We start from the raw sequence: 16,685 nt of genomic DNA, 5'->3' as shown, positions 1-16,685 counted from the left end.
ACCACTTGACAAGAGAATTTATTATGGAATTTCTCTCAAATACCGTTGTACTGTCACGAATGCAGTTTGCACTGACTGCTTGTATCCATATGCTTTGGCCCACCTTGACAACCGGCGTGGGGATTTATTTAGTCATCATCGAAGGATTGTGGTTGAAAACCCGTAATCCTGACTATTACTATAATGCTCGCTTTTGGGCTAAACTGTATGCCCTCAATTTTGGGGTCGGTGTAGCAACTGGTATTCCAATGGAATTTCAGTTTGGTACTAACTGGGCACCTTTTTCAGAGGCGGTTGGTAACTTTTTTGGCAGTGTCATTGGGTTTGAGGCTTCTTGGGCATTTATGCTAGAAGCGGCGTTTCTTGGCATTATGTTATTTGGCTGGGAGCGTGTCAATCCTACCATTCACTATCTTTCCACGATTCTAGTAGCGATTGGTGCCAACCTATCCACAGTTTGGATTTTGACGGCGAGTTCCTGGATGCAAACACCAGCTGGCGGTGAGATGGTCAATGGTAAGTTTGTGGTTCACGATTACTTTCAGGCGATCCTCAACCCGTTTATGGCGAACAGCGTTATGCATATGTTCCTGGCAACGCTAGAAACATCTCTGTTTGTCGTAGGTGGAATTAGTGCTTGGTATATTCTCAGGAATCGCCATCCTGAGTTCTTTTCTAAATCTTTTAAGATTGCTTTAGCAGCAGCAATCCTAGTTGCTCCCTTACAAATTTATGTAGGGCATTTAAATGCTGAACAAGTCTACCGCTATCAACCTGAAAAACTGGCAGCAATGGAGGCACAGTGGAACACAATTCCGGCTGGAGAGTCTGCTGATTGGAGCCTGCTGGCGTTACCGAACAATAACGCACAGAAAAACGACTGGGAAATTGATATTCCTAATGCACTGGGATACATTTTAGAATTCAAAGAAAAGTTATCTGAGCCAGTACTGGGTTTGAAAGAGTGGAAACCGGAAGATCGTCCTCGTCTGGTTGGTGTCATATACTACTCTTTCCGCATCATGGTTGGTATTGGTTTTTTCTTAGCCGGATTAATGTTTGTTAGTGTTATCTACTGGCTACTTAGCAAGTTTTCGCCAGAGAAAATTACTCAGCAGCGTTGGCTGATGCGTGCTTGGATGTTTGCGGCTCCTCTAGGATTCATTGCAATTGATACGGGTTGGATTGTGCGTTGCGTTGGGCGACAGCCGTGGACACTCTATCGACAAATTCGCACTATAGATTCCGCCTCCAATGTTCCTGCTAGTCATGTTCTTGCATCCCTTACAGGTTTTACGGTTACTTACATCTTGTTGCTGATTGCATACATCTATTTTGGTAGCCGTATTATTCATAGAGGTCCAAATTTTGACCTGCCCATACCTGGTGTTGAAGTTAACAAACCAGCGATTGAAACAACTCCTGGAGAGTTTGTTCCTGATGAGCGTCCGGTAGAAGCTCAACAGTAGTTTGAAGTAAGCATTAAAACCTGTGCTTGCGGGGTGTTAAACTCATACCTTGCTTATGCAAGCGTTGTGAGTCTCTTAAGTATTGTCTGGACTATTCCTAACTTTCACTGTTTGCGATCGCTTGCTCTTCATATTGCCGTTCTGTCTCGATCTGTTGGAATGCATTATCATAACGACGATCCAGTACTTCGATTGCAAAAACTTACATGAATGCGATCGCGTTACTTTTAACTTTTCAAGTTTTTCAACAATAATTGACAACCACATGAGAATGGGTTTGGGCTTTCTATACGCTCGTCCAGAAGCACCTCAATCGGAAGTTTACTGTTGTAGATTAATTCGTCGTAATCCATCAATGCATTCCACTTAATCTTACCGGTTGGGAAGCCTAATTCTAAAGCTGCATCAGATATTAACTCCTGCCATTTTTGAACCTCCGGGTTTTGCGATTTGCAGTAATCGAGAATGGCGATCAAAGCATCAGGTTTAGTAACGCGTAAAATCTCCTCAAGAGCGCGGACTGGGTCGGCAACAACACAAAGGGTAAAGCCCGACGCTGCTGCATCAAAACTATTATCAGGAAAATCCAGGTTTTGCAGATCTGTTACTTTGAGAGTGATGTCTGCGGATACATGCTTTTTACGGGCTTCATCCAGCATTTTCTCTGAAAGATCGATACCTACGACACTCACCCCTTCAGGGTAGGCTGAAAAATTAAGACCTGTTCCTGCGGCCGCATCAAGTACAGTTTGTCCTGGCTGAAGCTGCAAAGAAGCAATAAGCGGTTCGCGATCGATATTCCAGTAACGCAGCATAATCGACTCATAATCCACTGCTCCTTGATTGTAGGTCTCAATTACCTTAGCTATTTGCATATACTTCCTGAACACTAGAACTACTGAGTTGAAACTATTTCTCCAACAGTTTAGCGGGTTATAATTGGAATTGAGACTAAAAAATGAGTCTTTAAGCTTCAGCCACGAGTATTAGAACTTCATTAAAAAAGCCCCTCCTCGCTTGCAAGTAGGAGTGCTTACTCTGGTAATCCCTTCACTTGCATCAAATCCAATCCCCGCTCAAATATTTCATCAATTGGCAGCATTTGTCCATCAGTAGTCATAAATTTATGGTCTTTTGTTGCCCGAATTATCGAACCATCTTCTAAAGAATACTCAAAAATTTCTTGGTGCCCACGATTATGCCATTGTGCAATTGGTTGCGTATAAACATTGCCATTGCAATCAACACTGTACACAGTGCATTCAATGCCTTTTTTTACAATCTCGCCAATGGGAATCAAGCCATATTCTACCGTCAATACTTCTGTGTCATAACTTAAGCAGTATTCAGCAAACTTCAACATTTGCTCGAAGAGTTCTTCAGCTATTTGTTTTTTTACCCCATTTTTCGCTGCGCCATCCACAAATTTTTCTCGCTGCTTTTGCATTTCAGAAACTTTCTTTTTCCCCATAGCGCGACGTAGCAAGTCAGCTTGTCCCAGAGAATAGCCAGCCATGTCTTGAGCAATTTTCATAATTTGCTCTTGATAGACCATAATTCCATAGGTTTCATTCAATATTGGTTCTAGAATAGGAGTTTCATATTTTATTTCTTCCTTTCCATGCTTACGGTCAATAAACTTAGGAATTAGTTTTGCATCCAATGGGCCCGGTCGATAAAGTGCCAAAATTGAAGAAATATCTTCTATATTAGAAGGTTTCAAATCTCGTACTATCTGTTTCATTCCAGAAGACTCTAATTGAAATATTCCTTCTAACTCACCAGCTTCTAAAAGTTCATAAGATTTTTGTACATCTTTTGGCAAAGTGCTATGTTCGCCTTTGGCTAATATCTTCTGAGCTTTTCTTTCCTGACCTGTAATTTCATCTGGATCGATACGATAACCTTTAGTTTGTTCAACTAAATCAATTGTCTTTTGAATTAGTGTCAAGTTCCGCAAACCTAGAAAATCCATCTTTAACAAGCCCATTGATTCCAGGTCTTCCATAAAATACTGGGTAATCACCGAGCCATCATTATTTCTCTGTAACGGTACAATTTCATCTAGTGGTTCGGCAGAAATCACTACACCCGCTGCATGAACACCAAAAGTCTTGTTAGTACCTTCAATTCGCATTGCCATATCAACCCAATGGCGAACATGCGGGTTATTATCATATTTTTCTTTAAACTCTGGTTCTGGAGTTGCGTCAGAAATCATCACCTTAAGTTTAGTAGGTTTACCCCGCACCACAGGAATTAATTTCGCCATTTTGTCAGCTTCCCCGTAGGGAATATTCAATACTCTGGCAACATCTTTTAAAACAGCTTTGGAAGTCAGACGGTTAAAGGTAATGATTTGGGCAACTCTATCTTTACCGTATTTATCTGTTACATACTCAATAACTTTATCCCGTTTTTCAATACAGAAATCCGTATCGATATCAGGCATAGATTTCCGTTCGGGGTTCAAGAATCGCTCAAATAGTAACCCATGATGCACTGGATCGATATTGGTAATTCGCATAGCATAGGCAACCAATGAGCCAGCGGCTGAACCTCGACCGGGGCCAACGGGAATACTGTTATCTCTGGCAAATTTGATGTAGTCCCACACAACTAAAAAGTATGTGGAAAATCCCATCTGCTGAAGCATTTTAAGTTCGTATTCCAATCTTTCCTTGTAAATTTGATCGACTTCGTTACGGGATTTACGATTTAATCTTTCTAACAATCCTTGCCAAGCAACTTCTTCTGCATAAGTGTCAGGAGTGTGACCCGAAGGAATGGGAGGGGTGGGAATCTGAGGCTCACCCATGATATGGTAAGGCTCGACTTTATCAGCAACTTCTTCGGTAGTAGCAATAGCTTCAGCAATGACATCATCTGGCAAATGATCGCGAAATAGCAGCTGCATCTCTTCAGTAGATTTAAGATATTCAGTGCCGCTATAACGCATTCGATTATCTTCAATAATTAGTTTACCAGTTTGAATACATAGCAAAGCATCGTGGGCTTCAACGTCAAAACAAGAAATAAAATGGGAATCATTGGTAGCAACAAATTTAATATCCAGTTCTTTGGCAATTTTAATAATTTCAACGTTAACAATTCTGTCTTCTTGGGAACCGTGGTCTTGAATTTCCAGATAATAATCTTCACCAAATACATCTTTATACCACTTAGCAACTTTCCGAGCTGCGTCTGGTCTGCCACTGAGAATTGCTTGGGGAATTTCTCCACCCAAACAAGCACTGGTGACAATCAAGCCTTCTTGATATTGCTTAAGTAAATCTTTATTGATGCAAGGACGAGAAAAAATACCTTTGCCTTGTACACCTTTGAGGTGAGAAATAGTGGTTAACTTAACTAAATTTTTATAACCTTTAGTATTTTTAGCTAAAACAACTTGATGATATTTGGGACGGCGTTCTTGTTTTTCAATATCGCCGTTAATTATATACATTTCGTTGCCAATAATTGGCTTAATATTTTTACTGCGACAGATTTTGATCAGTTCGACAGCACCATACATGACACCATGATCTGTAAGAGCGATCGCTTTTATTCCCAGTGCGATCGCTTGATCCACTAACTCTGGTAACTGACTTGCCCCATCGAGCAAACTGTAGTCACTATGAATATGTAATGGCACAAAGGACATATGCGTCTCCAAGCACAAGCCAACTATATCTTTAGGAGCATCCCTGGCGAATACCCCTTTGAGCAGGATTTTGTTAAGCAACGGGATCTTAGATTAACTCGTTTGCGAAAATTTCACTTCCGAAAGTGATGTTTGAATAGTTACATCAGTTCAGTTACCCAGTATCCAGCAATGAGTCAAACAGAGAGCCATAATTCGCCTGAAACCAAAGCTAGCCCTTGGTGGCAGCGCATCCCTCTCACGTTACAAATAGTCATCGCCTTGGCACTGGCAATCAGTTTAGGAATTGCACTTGGTGCAGGCAATCCCAATCCAAGCAACGCTGCTCTAATTAACAATTTAGCAATTCCGGCTGAGTTGGTACTGAAGGCTTTGCGTGCCCTAGCTACACCACTGATTCTAGTAGCAGTGCTGCATACCTTCATGACTACGAATATTCCTGGTACAGCCGGAAGGCGACTAGCGGTGCTACTGTTAACTAACACCACAGCAGCTATACTAATTGGACTTTTAGTAGCAAACGTTCTACGTCCGGGGACATGGGGAACTTTAGCCAAGCCAGAAGCAAAAATCACAGGTGGAGGAGTTGACCCTTGGGGATTGCTTAAAGATGCTGTACCAGAAGCTATCCTGAAGCCCTTAGTTGATAATAATGTCATTCAACTGATTGTTATTGCTCTTTGCTTTGGTATAGTCCTGCGGGGATTAAAATCAGAACAAATCGCGCAAGGCAAAACAGGATATCAGCCGGTTGAGGATATCGTCGGGATGTTGTTTGAGTCTGTAATCCGGATTCTCAACTGGGTGATTGCCTTAGTGCCCTTCGCTGTCTTTGGAATTGTAGCTAAAACCGTTGCAGAAAAAGGCTTTGCCCCCTTCCAATCTTTGGCAGCATTCATCGTAGCAGTACTGGTGGCCCTGGCATTACAAGCTTGCTACTATCTTGCCAGAGTCAAAATCGGTTCTTGGGTGAACCCACTCAAGTTTCTAGCTGGTGGTGCAGATGCCTTTTTAACTGCTTTTTCCACTTCTTCCTCAACAGTGACAATGCCCATCACTTTTGAGGTTTTGCAAACAAAAGTTGGCTTAAGAGAATCTTCAGCGTCTTTGGGGGCGTTGGTTGGTGCAAATTTTAATAATGACGGTACTGCCCTTTATGAGGCGATGTCTGCGTTGTATATTTCCCAAGTGATTGGGCAACACCTAAATTTGGGACAGCAGTTAGTTGTTGTGTTGACATCAATTTTTGCATCTGTGGGCGCAGCAGGTATTCCCAATGCCGGATTAGTGACAATGACTTTGGTGTTTACTTCCGTTGGCTTGCCCACAGAATATATAGCTTTGTTGGTGACTGTAGACTGGTTTCTAGACCGCTGCCGCACTGCAATTAATGTAATGGGAGATATGACCGTTAGTGCATTACTAGACGGCAAAAAGCCACGTTCTATGGACGTAAATACAAATTGATACAATTCAGTAAGGGTAAGAGTTTTGGAGAGATAAATTAAATACTGCCCTAAATCTGCCCTAATTTACATGATGAAAAATTTTTCAGGAGGTGGAGGCGATCGCTCTCGTGCAACTCGCAAATCGTTATTGGGCAAACGGGTTTGTAGTTGCACGCTCTTTCTTGCATCTTTAAAAACATGCGGTCTACGTAAGCTTCATCTTTGGAAGCGTAGAAGCATTCTGGCTCTAAATCAAGTTGCCACCAACCTTCTTTGTTGCTGAAAAAGACAGGAATGCTTGAGTCTTCCTCATCATGAGATTTCAGGATATAAGGCACTGGCTAACTCCTTTACTCAAAATTTCAAAACTTAACTTGAAGCGATCGCTATGCACGTTGTTGCCGAGCAGCAGCCTCACCCTTGATATCTCTCTTTGAGACAGTTAATCAAAAGCTCTGCCAATTCAAGACTTTCAGGAACAGACATTTGAATCATTTTCCTGCCAAGATTTATTACTGATTCGTCGCATTCAGCATGAGGTATTGTCTCATAAACCAAGTCAAGACAATGACTTAAAAGCAGTGAAAGTTCGTGAGGATTCAGTTTTTCAAATGTTAATCCCCAAGTACTTTGCATCTGTTTTAACAAATCATCGTGGCAGTCGCCGGCTTGTTGCAGTAATAAAGCTATAAGTTCAAGCCGCTTTTGATTGAGTCTTAGCATTTTGCCATCCTTGGCGTAGTTTCAAATAAAACCTAGTCGTATTCCTGTTACTCAAAACTGGATCGCAATGCGATGCCTGCGGCAAACCCTTCGGGCAACGCACCCAGTTGGTTTTGCAATGTGCTTCATCATGGTGCTGGCCGCACAACGGAAAGATATGAACTCCGGCGATTTCTCTACCTGCGATCGCACCAGATTTATCGAGATACAGTGCGTGGTGAGTTTCGGCTGCCTTACGACGACAGCTTGGGTAGCAGCATTTGTAATGGTTGAGGCGCTTGCATTCTCTAGATATTTCTGCCCAGTTGTCGGCGTAGCGGATGGAGTAGTCTTTAGTGGTGACAGTGGCAACCCTGTTAGGTTTAGGTGCAACGGGACTCTCATATCCTCTCCTCTGGCGATGCTGGATATCTGTACTTGAGCGTTCGGTTAGAGCGATCGCACTCCCCAAATCCCCTCGCTTCGAGTTCTTCAATCCACGAGTTGATTGTTTCCGTTTGCGTGGGCTTGTAACGATTCCGGTTTTGGCGGAACTCACTACCTGTAACCCAGGTTTCCTTGCTACGGGCATATTCTAAAAGGTCGCGTAGATTTTGCTCTAATTCTTCGACTCTGGCGCGTTCTACAAGGTCGGTAATATCTTCCTGTTCCTCACCTAGAGATGCCTCGCCATTGCCATAGGCATAGGCTTTAGGTGGAGGAAGTTGAGCGACAAAGGGTGGCTCGTTCGCCTTAACCACAAGGGCAAAGTATTGCTCTGGTGGTTCGGCGATACCTTGCAGCTTTTTCGCTTTCACCATTCGCAATCGCGCATATATTTGTCCTTTGAGTTTGGCTTTGATTTCCCGTGGCGGTTTGATGAATCGGTCGAGCGCCTCTAGTGCCGTGATACCCAAGTAGAAACGGGTGCAGTTGTTGAGGTCTGGAATTTGTAACCCGTAGTTGCTGGGATTGGGGTTTTGTCCAATTAGAATGCACCTTACTAAGCTTGAACGTCCTACCCACAGTACACCCCGATAAGCCATTGAGCATTGCTCTTTGTAAAGGGTATGTAGCGCTGCTGCTTCATCTACGACCCAAAAGTCAATGTCGCGCTCAGGCAACGGCAAAATGTAATCCGGGTCTTCATACAAGTGCAAAGGAATTGCTTCAGCTGCCTCGGCTGCAACATCAAGCCTCTCATTCACCTCAGATTGCATCGCTAACACCCCTTCAACCGATTGTTCCCAACGGCGATACTGGGGCTTGAGACGCTTACCGCGATAAGTCCACTCAGAATCGGGGAACTTGGGGTCAATAATGAAGATGCGGACTTTCTTGCCAGTCTTAGCTTGTAGTTCGTCCCCGCCCACACACATCAGATTATCAACCAGTACCGACTTCCCACCGCCACTGGGCCCGTGAATCATGAAGTGAACTGACTTACTGTCTGTGACAGTGTTAATAAACCAGTTGGGGTCATCTGGTTCTGCAATTGCAGGCAATTCCGATTCATTATCAATCAGCACTTCATAAGAAGTTTCATAGCTATCGATTTGCGGTGCGAACTGAAATTCATACACGCATTCATCTGCATCCCAAAGGATAGTAGGTTCGCCAAACTTGACCCAGGTTCCCACTTCTTTAGAGATGTTCTCCAGCTTTTTAGCGGGCGTACCTGGTTTTAGTTCTACCCATACCGAAACTTCTCGCAATCCGGGAGGCTTGTAAAACCCTTTGAGAATGCAAAATACTTCATTTTGTTCTAATCCCTGTAGCAAAACTTGAGCCACCCAAGCAGCAAAACCTTGTTTGGGGTCGGGACGGTTGGCAAGCCCCATAATTTTTTGTTGCAGCATGAGGATGGAGTTCTCGCGCATTTGAATTTCAGCTAGTGCGCCCTTTTCCACCTCATCCAAGAGCTGAATATAATATTGCTCTTGCTGCTGCAATGCAGCAGTTAGCTTGCCTTCTGCGATAACTAGCTGTTGTTCCCACTCAATTAGCCCTTTTTCCTTAGCTTGCAGTTCTAGGGCTTTTTGCTGCACCACGGCATCGCGTTGCTCAACTGTAGCAATAAGTTCGCCAGACTTCTCTGAGAATTGAGCTTCTAGCCCTTGTCGCCATTGCTCGCGATGTACCTGTGCGGCTAAATCTGATTTTCTGGGTAGCCCCCTCAGTTGTCGCAGCAGCCAGCCGGAGATACTAGCAGCAATAATCGCCCCAGGAATTAAAAAAATTGGTGCAGCTAATCCCGCACCAATAGACGCAACTGAGGCGCTGATTACTAACCAATCGCGTACATTCTGCCGATTATCCATCCCACTACAACGGTCGGTATGACTGCAAATTTGGTGATTGTTTCACCATCAGAAATTGGGGGTAAACTGCCAAAATTGGCGTTCCACCAACACCAAAAAAATATTCCTAAACCTGACATAGCCAGGATTGCAAACCAATGTAAATTGAGTATCAAGCACAATCTACCGCACGCGATCGCACTGCTGAAAGAACAGGTGTAAAAGGCAGTCCAGTACTTAATCATCAAACTTAATATCTTCCACTGGCTGTAATAGTCCCGAAAGTCCCTGCATGAATGAAGGCAAAGTCACAGTGACAGAAGTGCCAGTAATCATTGCTAGTTCTCTGTCTGCCTCAATAGAGAGTCGCTGCTGGGCATTGCCAGTCAATGCCTGTTCTAAGTCCATCTTGGCTTTCTCAAGGCCGGCGCGCTTCTTCTCCAGTTCGACATTGAGGCGCTCGACTTCAATGGAAACGCCTTTGATCGCGGTATTTTTCTCAGCGCGAGAAACGCGATTATCGGCAACTGCCACTTGATATTTATTCCAAGTAGTAGAGGCATTGGTGAGTGCTGTTGCTGAGAGTACGCCTGCTCCCATAGCTTCAAATTGCTTTTGGTGAGCGTTGTGCATTTGTTTTTGCACCTCAAACCGCTTACCAACTACTTGCCAAGCGTTACCGATATTTTGTAGCTTGGCTAGTTCTTGGTCGCGCTCTTTATCTGTTATGCCTTCCCCTGCTACTGTAAGTCTCCTGCCAAAGGGTTTAACAGGAGAATAGTAGTTATCCCCAAAGGTTACTGACTGCTGCTGCGTCCAGTTCTTTTTTGACTGGCTGGCTCCGTCTGCGCTATGCATTCTGTTATCCTCGCTCTTTGGTTTACTAACGCCTGCTGAATCTCAGCGTCTACTTGGGCTTGGGACTTTTGGGCTTTATTCCACAGCAAGCCGCCACTAGCACCAAGGGCAAGCACCGTCACCGCTATGCATATCCCCCACAGTAAAAATGAGGTTTCGCCTTGCTGTGTTTTGGGTTGGGCATTTGTGGAATAAACTGGTTGCCACCCGATGACAGCTTGGCTGTGGTCAACTTCTGGATGCTGCATGATGATTGCTACCAATATCAACCACTGGAGTCTGATGCTGAGGATAGTAGAGCGGGCTGATTCCAGGTGAGTATCTGGTTGCCCCAGTCTTCTAAAGGGGCTGTACTGCCCGTCCCCATCGCTTCAAGAATCGCGGATGTCTTTGGCCCGTGTTTTCCTTGTTGTATGAAAGTCAGAGCAGTGACAAGCATTTGGGCTTGAAAGTTATCAGCTACAAGTAGTCCTGCTTCGTCGGCTTTTTGCTGTAGTTGCGCTTGCAGGCTTTGCGTTCCTCGTTCTGCGGCTTGTTCGCCGCCAGTTTTACCTGTTCTTCTGGGCATAATTTCTCCAAAAATCTTCCATGTGAGATGAAATCATTTGTTTTGCGATCGCTACTCGCATCATCTTTATTAGCTGGGTATATTGCCACACACACTCTGCTGATGTCCGGTCATAACCACCGCCGTAAAACTGCCACTCAAATTTAGGTACTTGAGCTTCGATAAGGTCATTGCGGTAACGGTCAAGAGTTGAGCCGCTAATACCGCACAGTGAGGCTAATTGCAGTCTGGGGAAAAAGACGATTTTCGGGGCAACATCATCTAATGAGGTAGTCGCAGTCTTGGCGGTTTCCGTCGATTGCGATAGCGTAGCGTTAGCGACGTTAGGAGCGTCACTACCGAACCCGAAGGGTGAACTTGTGCGTAATTTTTGGGCATTCACTCAGAATTTCTTCAAAATTTCATTACTGCATCTAATTAAAAACCCCACCACAAGGCGGGGTCAACAAGAAATACATGATATTATGGTTAATTTCTGTCTGGCTCCACAGTGTACTTTGGTAAAACCCCCAGTGCTTCCCTGACTTTGTACATCTGGTCGGCTAGCAAAAGAACGGATGGTAAATATTTAGGGTAAGTGTCATTAGATGTACCCCATTTCCAGGTTTTTTCTATGGTCTGGAATTCGACAACTTGTGGCAACAGCCTTACAAACTCTAAAATACAGGCTTTCCGGTAAAGGTACTCACCAGGGTAAACCCCATAAAGTTTAGGAATCCATTTCTCACAGAACTCTTGCGGCTCCAATCTCCCCTCACGCTGTTGAATTTTTTGGTACGCTTCAGGGGTTAAAGTAGGCATAGTGAATACCATAAATTTATGATATTATTATCACCATAAATTTATTCCCCTGGCAAAATCCTAGCAGCGATCGCGTGGACAGATAGATGAATCTGGAGACGTGCTGGGGCTGGGCATATAAACCAATATCAGCAGCGATCGCACCGAAATAAATCAAAAACCCTCCTGAAAATTTTTTCAGGAGGGCTAATAGTTTAAAGCTGGTTTAATTTCTAGAAGCGCGACTCAGTTGTGATGCTGCGTTCTCTAGGTGGCTGATTACCTCAGCAGGTGGTAACTGTTGGCGATACATCCAGCCAGCGATCGCTTCTAGCAAGTCTTGGAGGGAAAAGCCTTCCTCTTGCAGCAACGCAATAAATTCACCAACAAACTTAATCAGCCCTTCCCTGCGGGAATCTCGCAAGGCAGTGCGGATTGAGATTTGCTGTTCGGAATCAATCACGCTCATTGTTTTGCCTCCCCTACTTCTAAAATTTCTAAAACTGACAAGTGCCATTGCAAGGACTGCACAGTTTTATCCCTCCCTTTGGCAGTGTCTAGTACTAGCTGGCTGTACTCAGAGCCTTTTTCAGTAGGCAAGTAAGCAGGGTTTTTGCTGTCGGGGTTGGGGATTTGAAAGCCCTGGTCTGTCAACAACTTATTGACTTTGATGGCGCTCCACTTTTCGCCTGTTAAAAGAGCGAGTTTTTCACCCAGCGCAGTTGGTCGCACTAGCCCCTCTTCCACAGGAATCGACAACGCCGATTTTGCTATTTCTGTTGCTGGAAGTAGTGCGGGATTGTAAGATGCGATCGCATTTAATTTCACCCCTGCAATTAGTCGCGGATCTAATCCCGCTTGCCCCAGCACCAAGTCAAATAATTCAGAGATTTCTTGAACAGTTGGTACTGGCGATCGGTCAGCTTGCGGTAGCTCGTACTTGCCAGTTTTGCGAATGTTGGGAAGAACTTCTGATGTCACCCATTTTTTAAAGCGTTTGGCTTGTGCTTTGCGACTAGTGAGGACAAGAGAATAAAGCCCAGACTCATTAATGCAGAGCATCTGCTGTTCTCCGCCAAGGGTACGAACATTCTTCGTACCCTTTTCATCTTCATCAAGCCTACTTACAGCTTTGCTAGTATCGCTATGCTGCAACACTGCACAAACATCCGCTGCCACCCACCAAGGATCAATCGCCGTGCCAACAAACCGAACTTCATGCGACTCGAATTGAAATACTGTTAAATTACTCATTCTCGCCTCCTTACAGAACAAGGAAAGGCGCTTTTTTATAGCGCCCCGTTTGGTGATGGAAATTTACGTTTTAGGCTGCACTCGGCACGACTAAACCGAGCATGGCAAGAATGACTAATTGCGCTTGATATTCCGTGTCACATTCAAGCTTGCAATCGCTGTTAGCAGGTTGGGCAATCCACTTGCCGTCTAGGTTCTGGTAGAAGCTTCCAAGAAAGTGATAGCTTTTCCACAGCCTGTAGAGCGTGCCGAAATCGCCGTCTTCTATAGAGTCGATTTCAAAATCTGGGGCGAGATTTGTTGGAGCGATGCCTGCGGCAACGTTTTCAACGAACGCTTGAGTGTCAATGGTCGCTTGTGGCATGATGGAAATCTCCGTTAATAACGTGGATAGAGAGGCGCTTCAGATGTCCAGTCGGTAGCGCTTTCTCTATGTACCTATACTACTAATTAATTAGTACCAAGTCAACTAATTAGTACCAATTAATTATGTTATTATCTTGGTGTAACCTATTGGTATGAATATGAAAGACTTGAGGCTTAGGGCAGGTAAAAGAGCAGAAGAGATAGCGGTAGAACTTGGCGTAGCTGTTTCTACGGTCAGGAATTGGGATCAGCTCAAAACCGCACCGAGAATGACCCCTGTAGGACTTCAAAAGTTAATGCGTGTATACAACTGCACTTTTGACGAACTCGTAAAGGCTGAAATGGAGGCTGAAGATGCTTCTGCCTAAGTTGATCAATGCTTCTACCATTAATCCCCTCACTCTACCTTCAGTGTCTTTTAAGGAGCGATCGCAACTGCCAAAAACATCTGGCATTTATTTTGTAGCTACAGACAGTGATGGGATTTTATATATTGGTCAATCTATTAACATTCGGCAAAGATGGGTAAACCATGAGCGTCGTTATCAACTTTCAAAGATGGTGAATGTTCGTTTGTACTGGATAGAAATTACGGACATTACCCTACTAGATACTATTGAAGAAGCGTTAATCGAAAAATTCGCCCCACCTCTCAACTGGACTAGACCGGAGTATCAACTTGGAATACTATTGCGACTTCCTAGCCCTGAAACAGCGATGAAGCAGTTGCGTCAAAAAGCTGGATTAAGAGCTGAGGAAGTTGCCGCTCAAATTGGCGTTGCTCATTCAAGCATCCGAAATTGGGAACAAGGTAGAACCATCCCAAAATTAAGAGTCGATCAGGTAGCTCTTTTGTGTCGAATTTATAATTGCTCCATTCAAGATTTGGAGCAAGCTGTTAAAGAGTCCACCGCAAACTACGAGAAAGCGGTATGAGAATATTCCAAACCTTTCGCAACGCCTTTTAGAATAGTGAAACAATGATCACAATCTTGGTTGACTCTAATATATTTGATAAATTTCTTGAAAGGGCTGACATAAGAAATAAGGCTTTGAATTGCAAAGCTAAGGGTTTATTAAGAATCGTTCACACCTTGATACAAAGATATGAGAACGAAGAAGCCGAAGAAACTAAAAAAATAGCTTTAAGAGAAGTAAGGAAAAGTTTGTCTGAGGAAGTTGTACCATACGGGCTAGTTAATGATGATGGACATTCCTTGAAAGTCCCTTTCCGTTGTAATGATTTAGGAGTAGATGAGCCAGCGCTAGGAATAGAAAACAAGACTAGCCCTCGCGGTAAAAGTAACTCAATCGATGATATTGCCACTTTTAAAACAGCAAAGTACGAAAATGCTATTTTTGTATCTCAAGACGAAGATGCAAGGAAGAAGTCTAAACAGCATGGCGTAGACAGTTGGAGTTTTGAGGAATTGGTCTCAAAGCTGGAAAGCCTTTAGAAATATTGCTAAGACTTGTTTGCTTCAGAATGGCGATCGCAAACCACACCCTTGGTAGAAACTTTAAATCATGAATAATTTTTCACAAGCAAAAGCGATCGCGCCTAATAATCTCGCAACTAGGTTGCGAAAAAGAAAAGCCCTGAGCGAAAACCAGAAATGCAGGGTGAGAGCGATCGCTAGTTAACCCTTTGCCCTCAGCATAGCTGCCTTCTACCTTCAAGCGATCGCACTCCACTACTTGAAAAATTTTTCACAAAGCGATTCGGCGATCGCTCCTATCATTTAATTCCTACTCAACATGCAAGTACAAGCGAACAATAAAAGACAACTAGACAAGGGCGATCGCAAGACAAATGTTTGGCTTGGGCAAGCGATTGCTTGCGCCTTAATCCTTGCAACAACGTCTTTGGTAGCGGCAAAAACAACTATTACTAATAGTAGATGGGATTTGTGCATTAAATACAAAGTCGGTCGCAATACAGATGATAGCGAATTCGTTGTGCAAAGTAATTTAAAGGGTGGGTACTTAGACAAACATGCCGTGGCGCTTGCTTGTTATTCAAAAACTCTCAAAAGTATAGAAATTATTTCTCTTGCTTACCGCAACAAAAAACCAGCATACACAACACGCGCGCAGTTTTATTCTTTTGGAGGGCAGATTACGTTTGAGACTAACAAAAATCGCGATAATATAGAAATACCAAAATCTTTGTTCATAACGGATTTTGACGCTATTTTTTATGATGGCGCGGTGACCGAATCAGAGATTGAAACTTACATGCAAAAGGTTTTGCCAGAATTATTGCCTTAGAGAGGTAAAGAGCGATCGCCCACGCCGAAGAAGCGATCGCGATTAGACTGTATGCATACAGTTATTTTTAACTCAATGTTCATTGAAGCGAACAATAAAGAAGGCAGAAGAATTCTGATTAACGTTAATGCGATCGCCTACGTTGAGATGGAAGCGGATGTTTGGATTGAAGACCAGCCAACGCCTGCACAGGTAAGCGGAGTTAGAGTCTATTTCCAAGTGTCGCGAGGAGATGTAGAGAAAGTTTGTCCAGTGTTTCAGGAGTTCATTGATAAAGAAGCAGAAAATCTTCGGCTAGGGCTATCCAAGTTATTGGACGCTCGTCGGTTTTCGTGACTAACGGAAATGTCATGCATGAAACCCTCATGAAAAATTTTTCAACAACCATTTTCCATCGGGTCATCGCGCCCAATGCCAAGCGATCGCAGTTTGTCCTTGACATCTTCCCAGTCTTGACCACAGTAGTAGTATTTTTTATCTCTAACGTCAGCTAGGTAAAGCCCCGGCTTGCCACCATTAATCCGAAATAGCGCGGCTATAACATTTATCCTGGTTAGTCCGTGTTCTTTGAGGATTGAATTTAGATCGACAGGAATGCCGCGAGGATTGTAAAAAACTTCGCCACCGTAAAAAAACCACCGCGTTCCCTCGCGCTCGTAAATTTGTAGGTGAATAGGTGCGTGAATCTTAACCATAGCTACAATACTATTAGAAGTTAACAGCCCCCAGAGGGGTAGTCTGAAGGCTGTTAGATGTTACTCGTCAGAAGATTCGTCATCTTCCTCGTCGTCCTCGTCCATTTGGTCGAGGATGTCGTCTGTGTACTTCACATCAACGCGATCGCCTGTCTCGGTATCTATTTCATACCAGACATCGCCCGTAACATGCTCGTACTCTTTGCTGGGATTATACTCCCCTTGTCCGTTGCCATCTTTAGGTTGAGTCATTTGCTTCACCTCCTGGTAAGGGGTAGTGTTGTTTTTCCCTTATGCTTTAATTATAATC

The 16,685-nt window shown here is 43.8% G+C and carries 25 protein-coding genes; 8 read left to right on the top strand and 17 right to left on the bottom strand.

The window, feature by feature from the left end; translation table 11 throughout:
* Positions 1 to 23 precede the first annotated feature (23 nt).
* Positions 24 to 1,469, top strand: a complete 1,446-nt coding sequence (locus RMY31_RS35625; protein WP_322660333.1) for a cytochrome ubiquinol oxidase subunit I — start codon at positions 24 to 26, stop codon at positions 1,467 to 1,469.
* 227 nt (positions 1,470 to 1,696) lie between these two features.
* Here RMY31_RS35625 and RMY31_RS35620 read toward each other — a convergent pair whose 3' ends face one another.
* Both RMY31_RS35620 and RMY31_RS35615 read right to left on the bottom strand, forming a co-directional pair.
* Positions 1,697 to 2,344 (bottom strand): class I SAM-dependent methyltransferase, encoded by a 648-nt coding sequence (locus RMY31_RS35620; RefSeq protein WP_322660331.1) that lies wholly within the window; start codon positions 2,342 to 2,344, stop codon positions 1,697 to 1,699.
* Between the two features lie 158 nt (positions 2,345 to 2,502).
* A complete protein-coding gene (locus RMY31_RS35615; RefSeq protein ID WP_322660329.1) occupies positions 2,503 to 5,133 on the bottom strand; it encodes a DNA polymerase III subunit alpha in 2,631 nt (876 codons plus the stop codon).
* Positions 5,134 to 5,304: 171 nt separating this feature from the next.
* Between RMY31_RS35615 and RMY31_RS35610 the strand changes: the two genes are divergently transcribed.
* The gene (locus RMY31_RS35610; RefSeq protein WP_322660328.1) at positions 5,305 to 6,600 is read left to right on the top strand and encodes a dicarboxylate/amino acid:cation symporter; all 1,296 of its coding nucleotides are present in this window, start codon (positions 5,305 to 5,307) and stop codon (positions 6,598 to 6,600) included.
* A 49-nt stretch (positions 6,601 to 6,649) separates the two neighbouring features.
* Here RMY31_RS35610 and RMY31_RS35605 read toward each other — a convergent pair whose 3' ends face one another.
* From RMY31_RS35605 to RMY31_RS35590, 4 genes are all read right to left on the bottom strand, one after another.
* Complete coding sequence (locus RMY31_RS35605) at positions 6,650 to 6,919, bottom strand: hypothetical protein (RefSeq protein ID WP_409879613.1); 270 nt, start codon at positions 6,917 to 6,919, stop codon at positions 6,650 to 6,652.
* A 76-nt stretch (positions 6,920 to 6,995) separates the two neighbouring features.
* The gene (locus RMY31_RS35600) at positions 6,996 to 7,304 is read right to left on the bottom strand and encodes a hypothetical protein (RefSeq protein WP_409879611.1); all 309 of its coding nucleotides are present in this window, start codon (positions 7,302 to 7,304) and stop codon (positions 6,996 to 6,998) included.
* Positions 7,276 to 7,779, bottom strand: coding sequence for a hypothetical protein (locus RMY31_RS35595; RefSeq protein WP_409879609.1), 504 nt, complete (start codon positions 7,777 to 7,779; stop codon positions 7,276 to 7,278). Before RMY31_RS35595 ends, RMY31_RS35600 begins: the two co-directional genes overlap by 29 nt.
* Positions 7,685 to 9,604 carry a hypothetical protein gene (locus RMY31_RS35590; protein WP_409879607.1) on the bottom strand — a complete coding sequence of 640 codons (1,920 nt, stop codon included), beginning with the start codon at positions 9,602 to 9,604 and terminating at the stop codon, positions 7,685 to 7,687. Before RMY31_RS35590 ends, RMY31_RS35595 begins: the two co-directional genes overlap by 95 nt.
* Before the next feature lie 18 nt (positions 9,605 to 9,622).
* Between RMY31_RS35590 and RMY31_RS35585 the strand changes: the two genes are divergently transcribed.
* Entirely contained in the window at positions 9,623 to 9,805 is a 183-nt protein-coding gene (locus RMY31_RS35585) for a hypothetical protein (protein ID WP_409879605.1), read from the top strand.
* Positions 9,806 to 9,820: 15 nt separating this feature from the next.
* Here the strand turns inward: RMY31_RS35585 and RMY31_RS35580 are convergent, their stop codons facing one another.
* The 9 genes from RMY31_RS35580 to RMY31_RS35540 form a co-directional block, all read right to left on the bottom strand.
* Positions 9,821 to 10,441: a hypothetical protein gene (locus RMY31_RS35580; protein ID WP_409879603.1), complete on the bottom strand. Its 621-nt coding sequence runs from the start codon at positions 10,439 to 10,441 to the stop codon at positions 9,821 to 9,823.
* Positions 10,381 to 10,689 carry a hypothetical protein gene (locus RMY31_RS35575; RefSeq protein WP_409879601.1) on the bottom strand — a complete coding sequence of 103 codons (309 nt, stop codon included), beginning with the start codon at positions 10,687 to 10,689 and terminating at the stop codon, positions 10,381 to 10,383. Before RMY31_RS35575 ends, RMY31_RS35580 begins: the two co-directional genes overlap by 61 nt.
* Before the next feature lie 17 nt (positions 10,690 to 10,706).
* Positions 10,707 to 11,009, bottom strand: a complete 303-nt coding sequence (locus RMY31_RS35570; RefSeq protein WP_409879599.1) for a hypothetical protein — start codon at positions 11,007 to 11,009, stop codon at positions 10,707 to 10,709.
* Entirely contained in the window at positions 10,990 to 11,391 is a 402-nt protein-coding gene (locus tag RMY31_RS35565; protein WP_409879597.1) for a hypothetical protein, read from the bottom strand. Before RMY31_RS35565 ends, RMY31_RS35570 begins: the two co-directional genes overlap by 20 nt.
* Positions 11,392 to 11,477: 86 nt before the next feature.
* On the bottom strand, positions 11,478 to 11,810 hold the full coding sequence (locus RMY31_RS35560; protein ID WP_409879595.1) for a hypothetical protein: 333 nt from the start codon (positions 11,808 to 11,810) through the stop codon (positions 11,478 to 11,480).
* A 16-nt stretch (positions 11,811 to 11,826) separates the two neighbouring features.
* A complete protein-coding gene (locus RMY31_RS35555) occupies positions 11,827 to 11,967 on the bottom strand; it encodes a hypothetical protein (protein WP_409879593.1) in 141 nt (46 codons plus the stop codon).
* Positions 11,968 to 12,015: 48 nt separating this feature from the next.
* Entirely contained in the window at positions 12,016 to 12,258 is a 243-nt protein-coding gene (locus RMY31_RS35550) for a hypothetical protein (protein ID WP_409879591.1), read from the bottom strand.
* Positions 12,255 to 13,043 (bottom strand): Bro-N domain-containing protein, encoded by a 789-nt coding sequence (locus RMY31_RS35545; protein WP_409879589.1) that lies wholly within the window; start codon positions 13,041 to 13,043, stop codon positions 12,255 to 12,257. Before RMY31_RS35545 ends, RMY31_RS35550 begins: the two co-directional genes overlap by 4 nt.
* A gap of 70 nt (positions 13,044 to 13,113) precedes the next feature.
* Positions 13,114 to 13,407 carry a hypothetical protein gene (locus RMY31_RS35540; protein WP_409879586.1) on the bottom strand — a complete coding sequence of 98 codons (294 nt, stop codon included), beginning with the start codon at positions 13,405 to 13,407 and terminating at the stop codon, positions 13,114 to 13,116.
* Positions 13,408 to 13,561: 154 nt separating this feature from the next.
* Between RMY31_RS35540 and RMY31_RS35535 the strand changes: the two genes are divergently transcribed.
* From RMY31_RS35535 to RMY31_RS35515, 5 genes are all read left to right on the top strand, one after another.
* Positions 13,562 to 13,777, top strand: coding sequence for a helix-turn-helix domain-containing protein (locus RMY31_RS35535; protein ID WP_409879583.1), 216 nt, complete (start codon positions 13,562 to 13,564; stop codon positions 13,775 to 13,777).
* Positions 13,764 to 14,345 (top strand): helix-turn-helix domain-containing protein, encoded by a 582-nt coding sequence (locus RMY31_RS35530; RefSeq protein ID WP_409879580.1) that lies wholly within the window; start codon positions 13,764 to 13,766, stop codon positions 14,343 to 14,345. The genes RMY31_RS35535 and RMY31_RS35530 overlap by 14 nt, the downstream gene beginning before the upstream one ends.
* Positions 14,346 to 14,401: 56 nt before the next feature.
* Positions 14,402 to 14,866 (top strand): hypothetical protein, encoded by a 465-nt coding sequence (locus RMY31_RS35525; RefSeq protein WP_409879577.1) that lies wholly within the window; start codon positions 14,402 to 14,404, stop codon positions 14,864 to 14,866.
* 301 nt (positions 14,867 to 15,167) lie between these two features.
* Entirely contained in the window at positions 15,168 to 15,680 is a 513-nt protein-coding gene (locus RMY31_RS35520) for a hypothetical protein (RefSeq protein ID WP_409879574.1), read from the top strand.
* Between the two features lie 51 nt (positions 15,681 to 15,731).
* Positions 15,732 to 16,016 carry a hypothetical protein gene (locus tag RMY31_RS35515; RefSeq protein WP_409879571.1) on the top strand — a complete coding sequence of 95 codons (285 nt, stop codon included), beginning with the start codon at positions 15,732 to 15,734 and terminating at the stop codon, positions 16,014 to 16,016.
* A gap of 41 nt (positions 16,017 to 16,057) precedes the next feature.
* Here the strand turns inward: RMY31_RS35515 and RMY31_RS35510 are convergent, their stop codons facing one another.
* Positions 16,058 to 16,375 carry a hypothetical protein gene (locus RMY31_RS35510; protein WP_409879569.1) on the bottom strand — a complete coding sequence of 106 codons (318 nt, stop codon included), beginning with the start codon at positions 16,373 to 16,375 and terminating at the stop codon, positions 16,058 to 16,060.
* A 60-nt stretch (positions 16,376 to 16,435) separates the two neighbouring features.
* The gene (locus RMY31_RS35505; protein ID WP_409879566.1) at positions 16,436 to 16,627 is read right to left on the bottom strand and encodes a hypothetical protein; all 192 of its coding nucleotides are present in this window, start codon (positions 16,625 to 16,627) and stop codon (positions 16,436 to 16,438) included.
* Positions 16,628 to 16,685 lie beyond the last annotated feature (58 nt).

It is taken from the genome of Dendronalium sp. ChiSLP03b (genome assembly GCF_034531165.2).
Classification (GTDB): Bacteria; Cyanobacteriota; Cyanobacteriia; order Cyanobacteriales; family Nostocaceae; genus Dendronalium; species Dendronalium minutum.
This window is presented reverse-complemented; position numbering and strand designations above follow the sequence as displayed.

What these genes read in the sequence shown, in the direction of transcription:
- RMY31_RS35530 (WP_409879580.1), top strand. Translation starts at nt 13,764, where the DNA reads ATGCTTCTGCCTAAGTTGATCAATGCTTCTACCATTAATCCCCTCACT.
- RMY31_RS35590 (WP_409879607.1), bottom strand. Translation starts at nt 9,604, where the DNA reads ATGGATAATCGGCAGAATGTACGCGATTGGTTAGTAATCAGCGCCTCA.
- RMY31_RS35570 (WP_409879599.1), bottom strand. Translation starts at nt 11,009, where the DNA reads ATGCCCAGAAGAACAGGTAAAACTGGCGGCGAACAAGCCGCAGAACGA.
- RMY31_RS35545 (WP_409879589.1), bottom strand. Translation starts at nt 13,043, where the DNA reads ATGAGTAATTTAACAGTATTTCAATTCGAGTCGCATGAAGTTCGGTTT.
- RMY31_RS35550 (WP_409879591.1), bottom strand. Translation starts at nt 12,258, where the DNA reads ATGAGCGTGATTGATTCCGAACAGCAAATCTCAATCCGCACTGCCTTG.
- RMY31_RS35515 (WP_409879571.1), top strand. Translation starts at nt 15,732, where the DNA reads ATGCATACAGTTATTTTTAACTCAATGTTCATTGAAGCGAACAATAAA.
- RMY31_RS35585 (WP_409879605.1), top strand. Translation starts at nt 9,623, where the DNA reads ATGACTGCAAATTTGGTGATTGTTTCACCATCAGAAATTGGGGGTAAA.
- RMY31_RS35625 (WP_322660333.1), top strand. Translation starts at nt 24, where the DNA reads ATGGAATTTCTCTCAAATACCGTTGTACTGTCACGAATGCAGTTTGCA.
- RMY31_RS35575 (WP_409879601.1), bottom strand. Translation starts at nt 10,689, where the DNA reads ATGCAGCATCCAGAAGTTGACCACAGCCAAGCTGTCATCGGGTGGCAA.
- RMY31_RS35580 (WP_409879603.1), bottom strand. Translation starts at nt 10,441, where the DNA reads ATGCATAGCGCAGACGGAGCCAGCCAGTCAAAAAAGAACTGGACGCAG.
- RMY31_RS35510 (WP_409879569.1), bottom strand. Translation starts at nt 16,375, where the DNA reads ATGGTTAAGATTCACGCACCTATTCACCTACAAATTTACGAGCGCGAG.
- RMY31_RS35505 (WP_409879566.1), bottom strand. Translation starts at nt 16,627, where the DNA reads ATGACTCAACCTAAAGATGGCAACGGACAAGGGGAGTATAATCCCAGC.
- RMY31_RS35610 (WP_322660328.1), top strand. Translation starts at nt 5,305, where the DNA reads ATGAGTCAAACAGAGAGCCATAATTCGCCTGAAACCAAAGCTAGCCCT.
- RMY31_RS35535 (WP_409879583.1), top strand. Translation starts at nt 13,562, where the DNA reads ATGAATATGAAAGACTTGAGGCTTAGGGCAGGTAAAAGAGCAGAAGAG.
- RMY31_RS35560 (WP_409879595.1), bottom strand. Translation starts at nt 11,810, where the DNA reads ATGCCTACTTTAACCCCTGAAGCGTACCAAAAAATTCAACAGCGTGAG.
- RMY31_RS35615 (WP_322660329.1), bottom strand. Translation starts at nt 5,133, where the DNA reads ATGTCCTTTGTGCCATTACATATTCATAGTGACTACAGTTTGCTCGAT.
- RMY31_RS35520 (WP_409879574.1), top strand. Translation starts at nt 15,168, where the DNA reads ATGCAAGTACAAGCGAACAATAAAAGACAACTAGACAAGGGCGATCGC.
- RMY31_RS35600 (WP_409879611.1), bottom strand. Translation starts at nt 7,304, where the DNA reads ATGCTAAGACTCAATCAAAAGCGGCTTGAACTTATAGCTTTATTACTG.
- RMY31_RS35540 (WP_409879586.1), bottom strand. Translation starts at nt 13,407, where the DNA reads ATGCCACAAGCGACCATTGACACTCAAGCGTTCGTTGAAAACGTTGCC.
- RMY31_RS35620 (WP_322660331.1), bottom strand. Translation starts at nt 2,344, where the DNA reads ATGCAAATAGCTAAGGTAATTGAGACCTACAATCAAGGAGCAGTGGAT.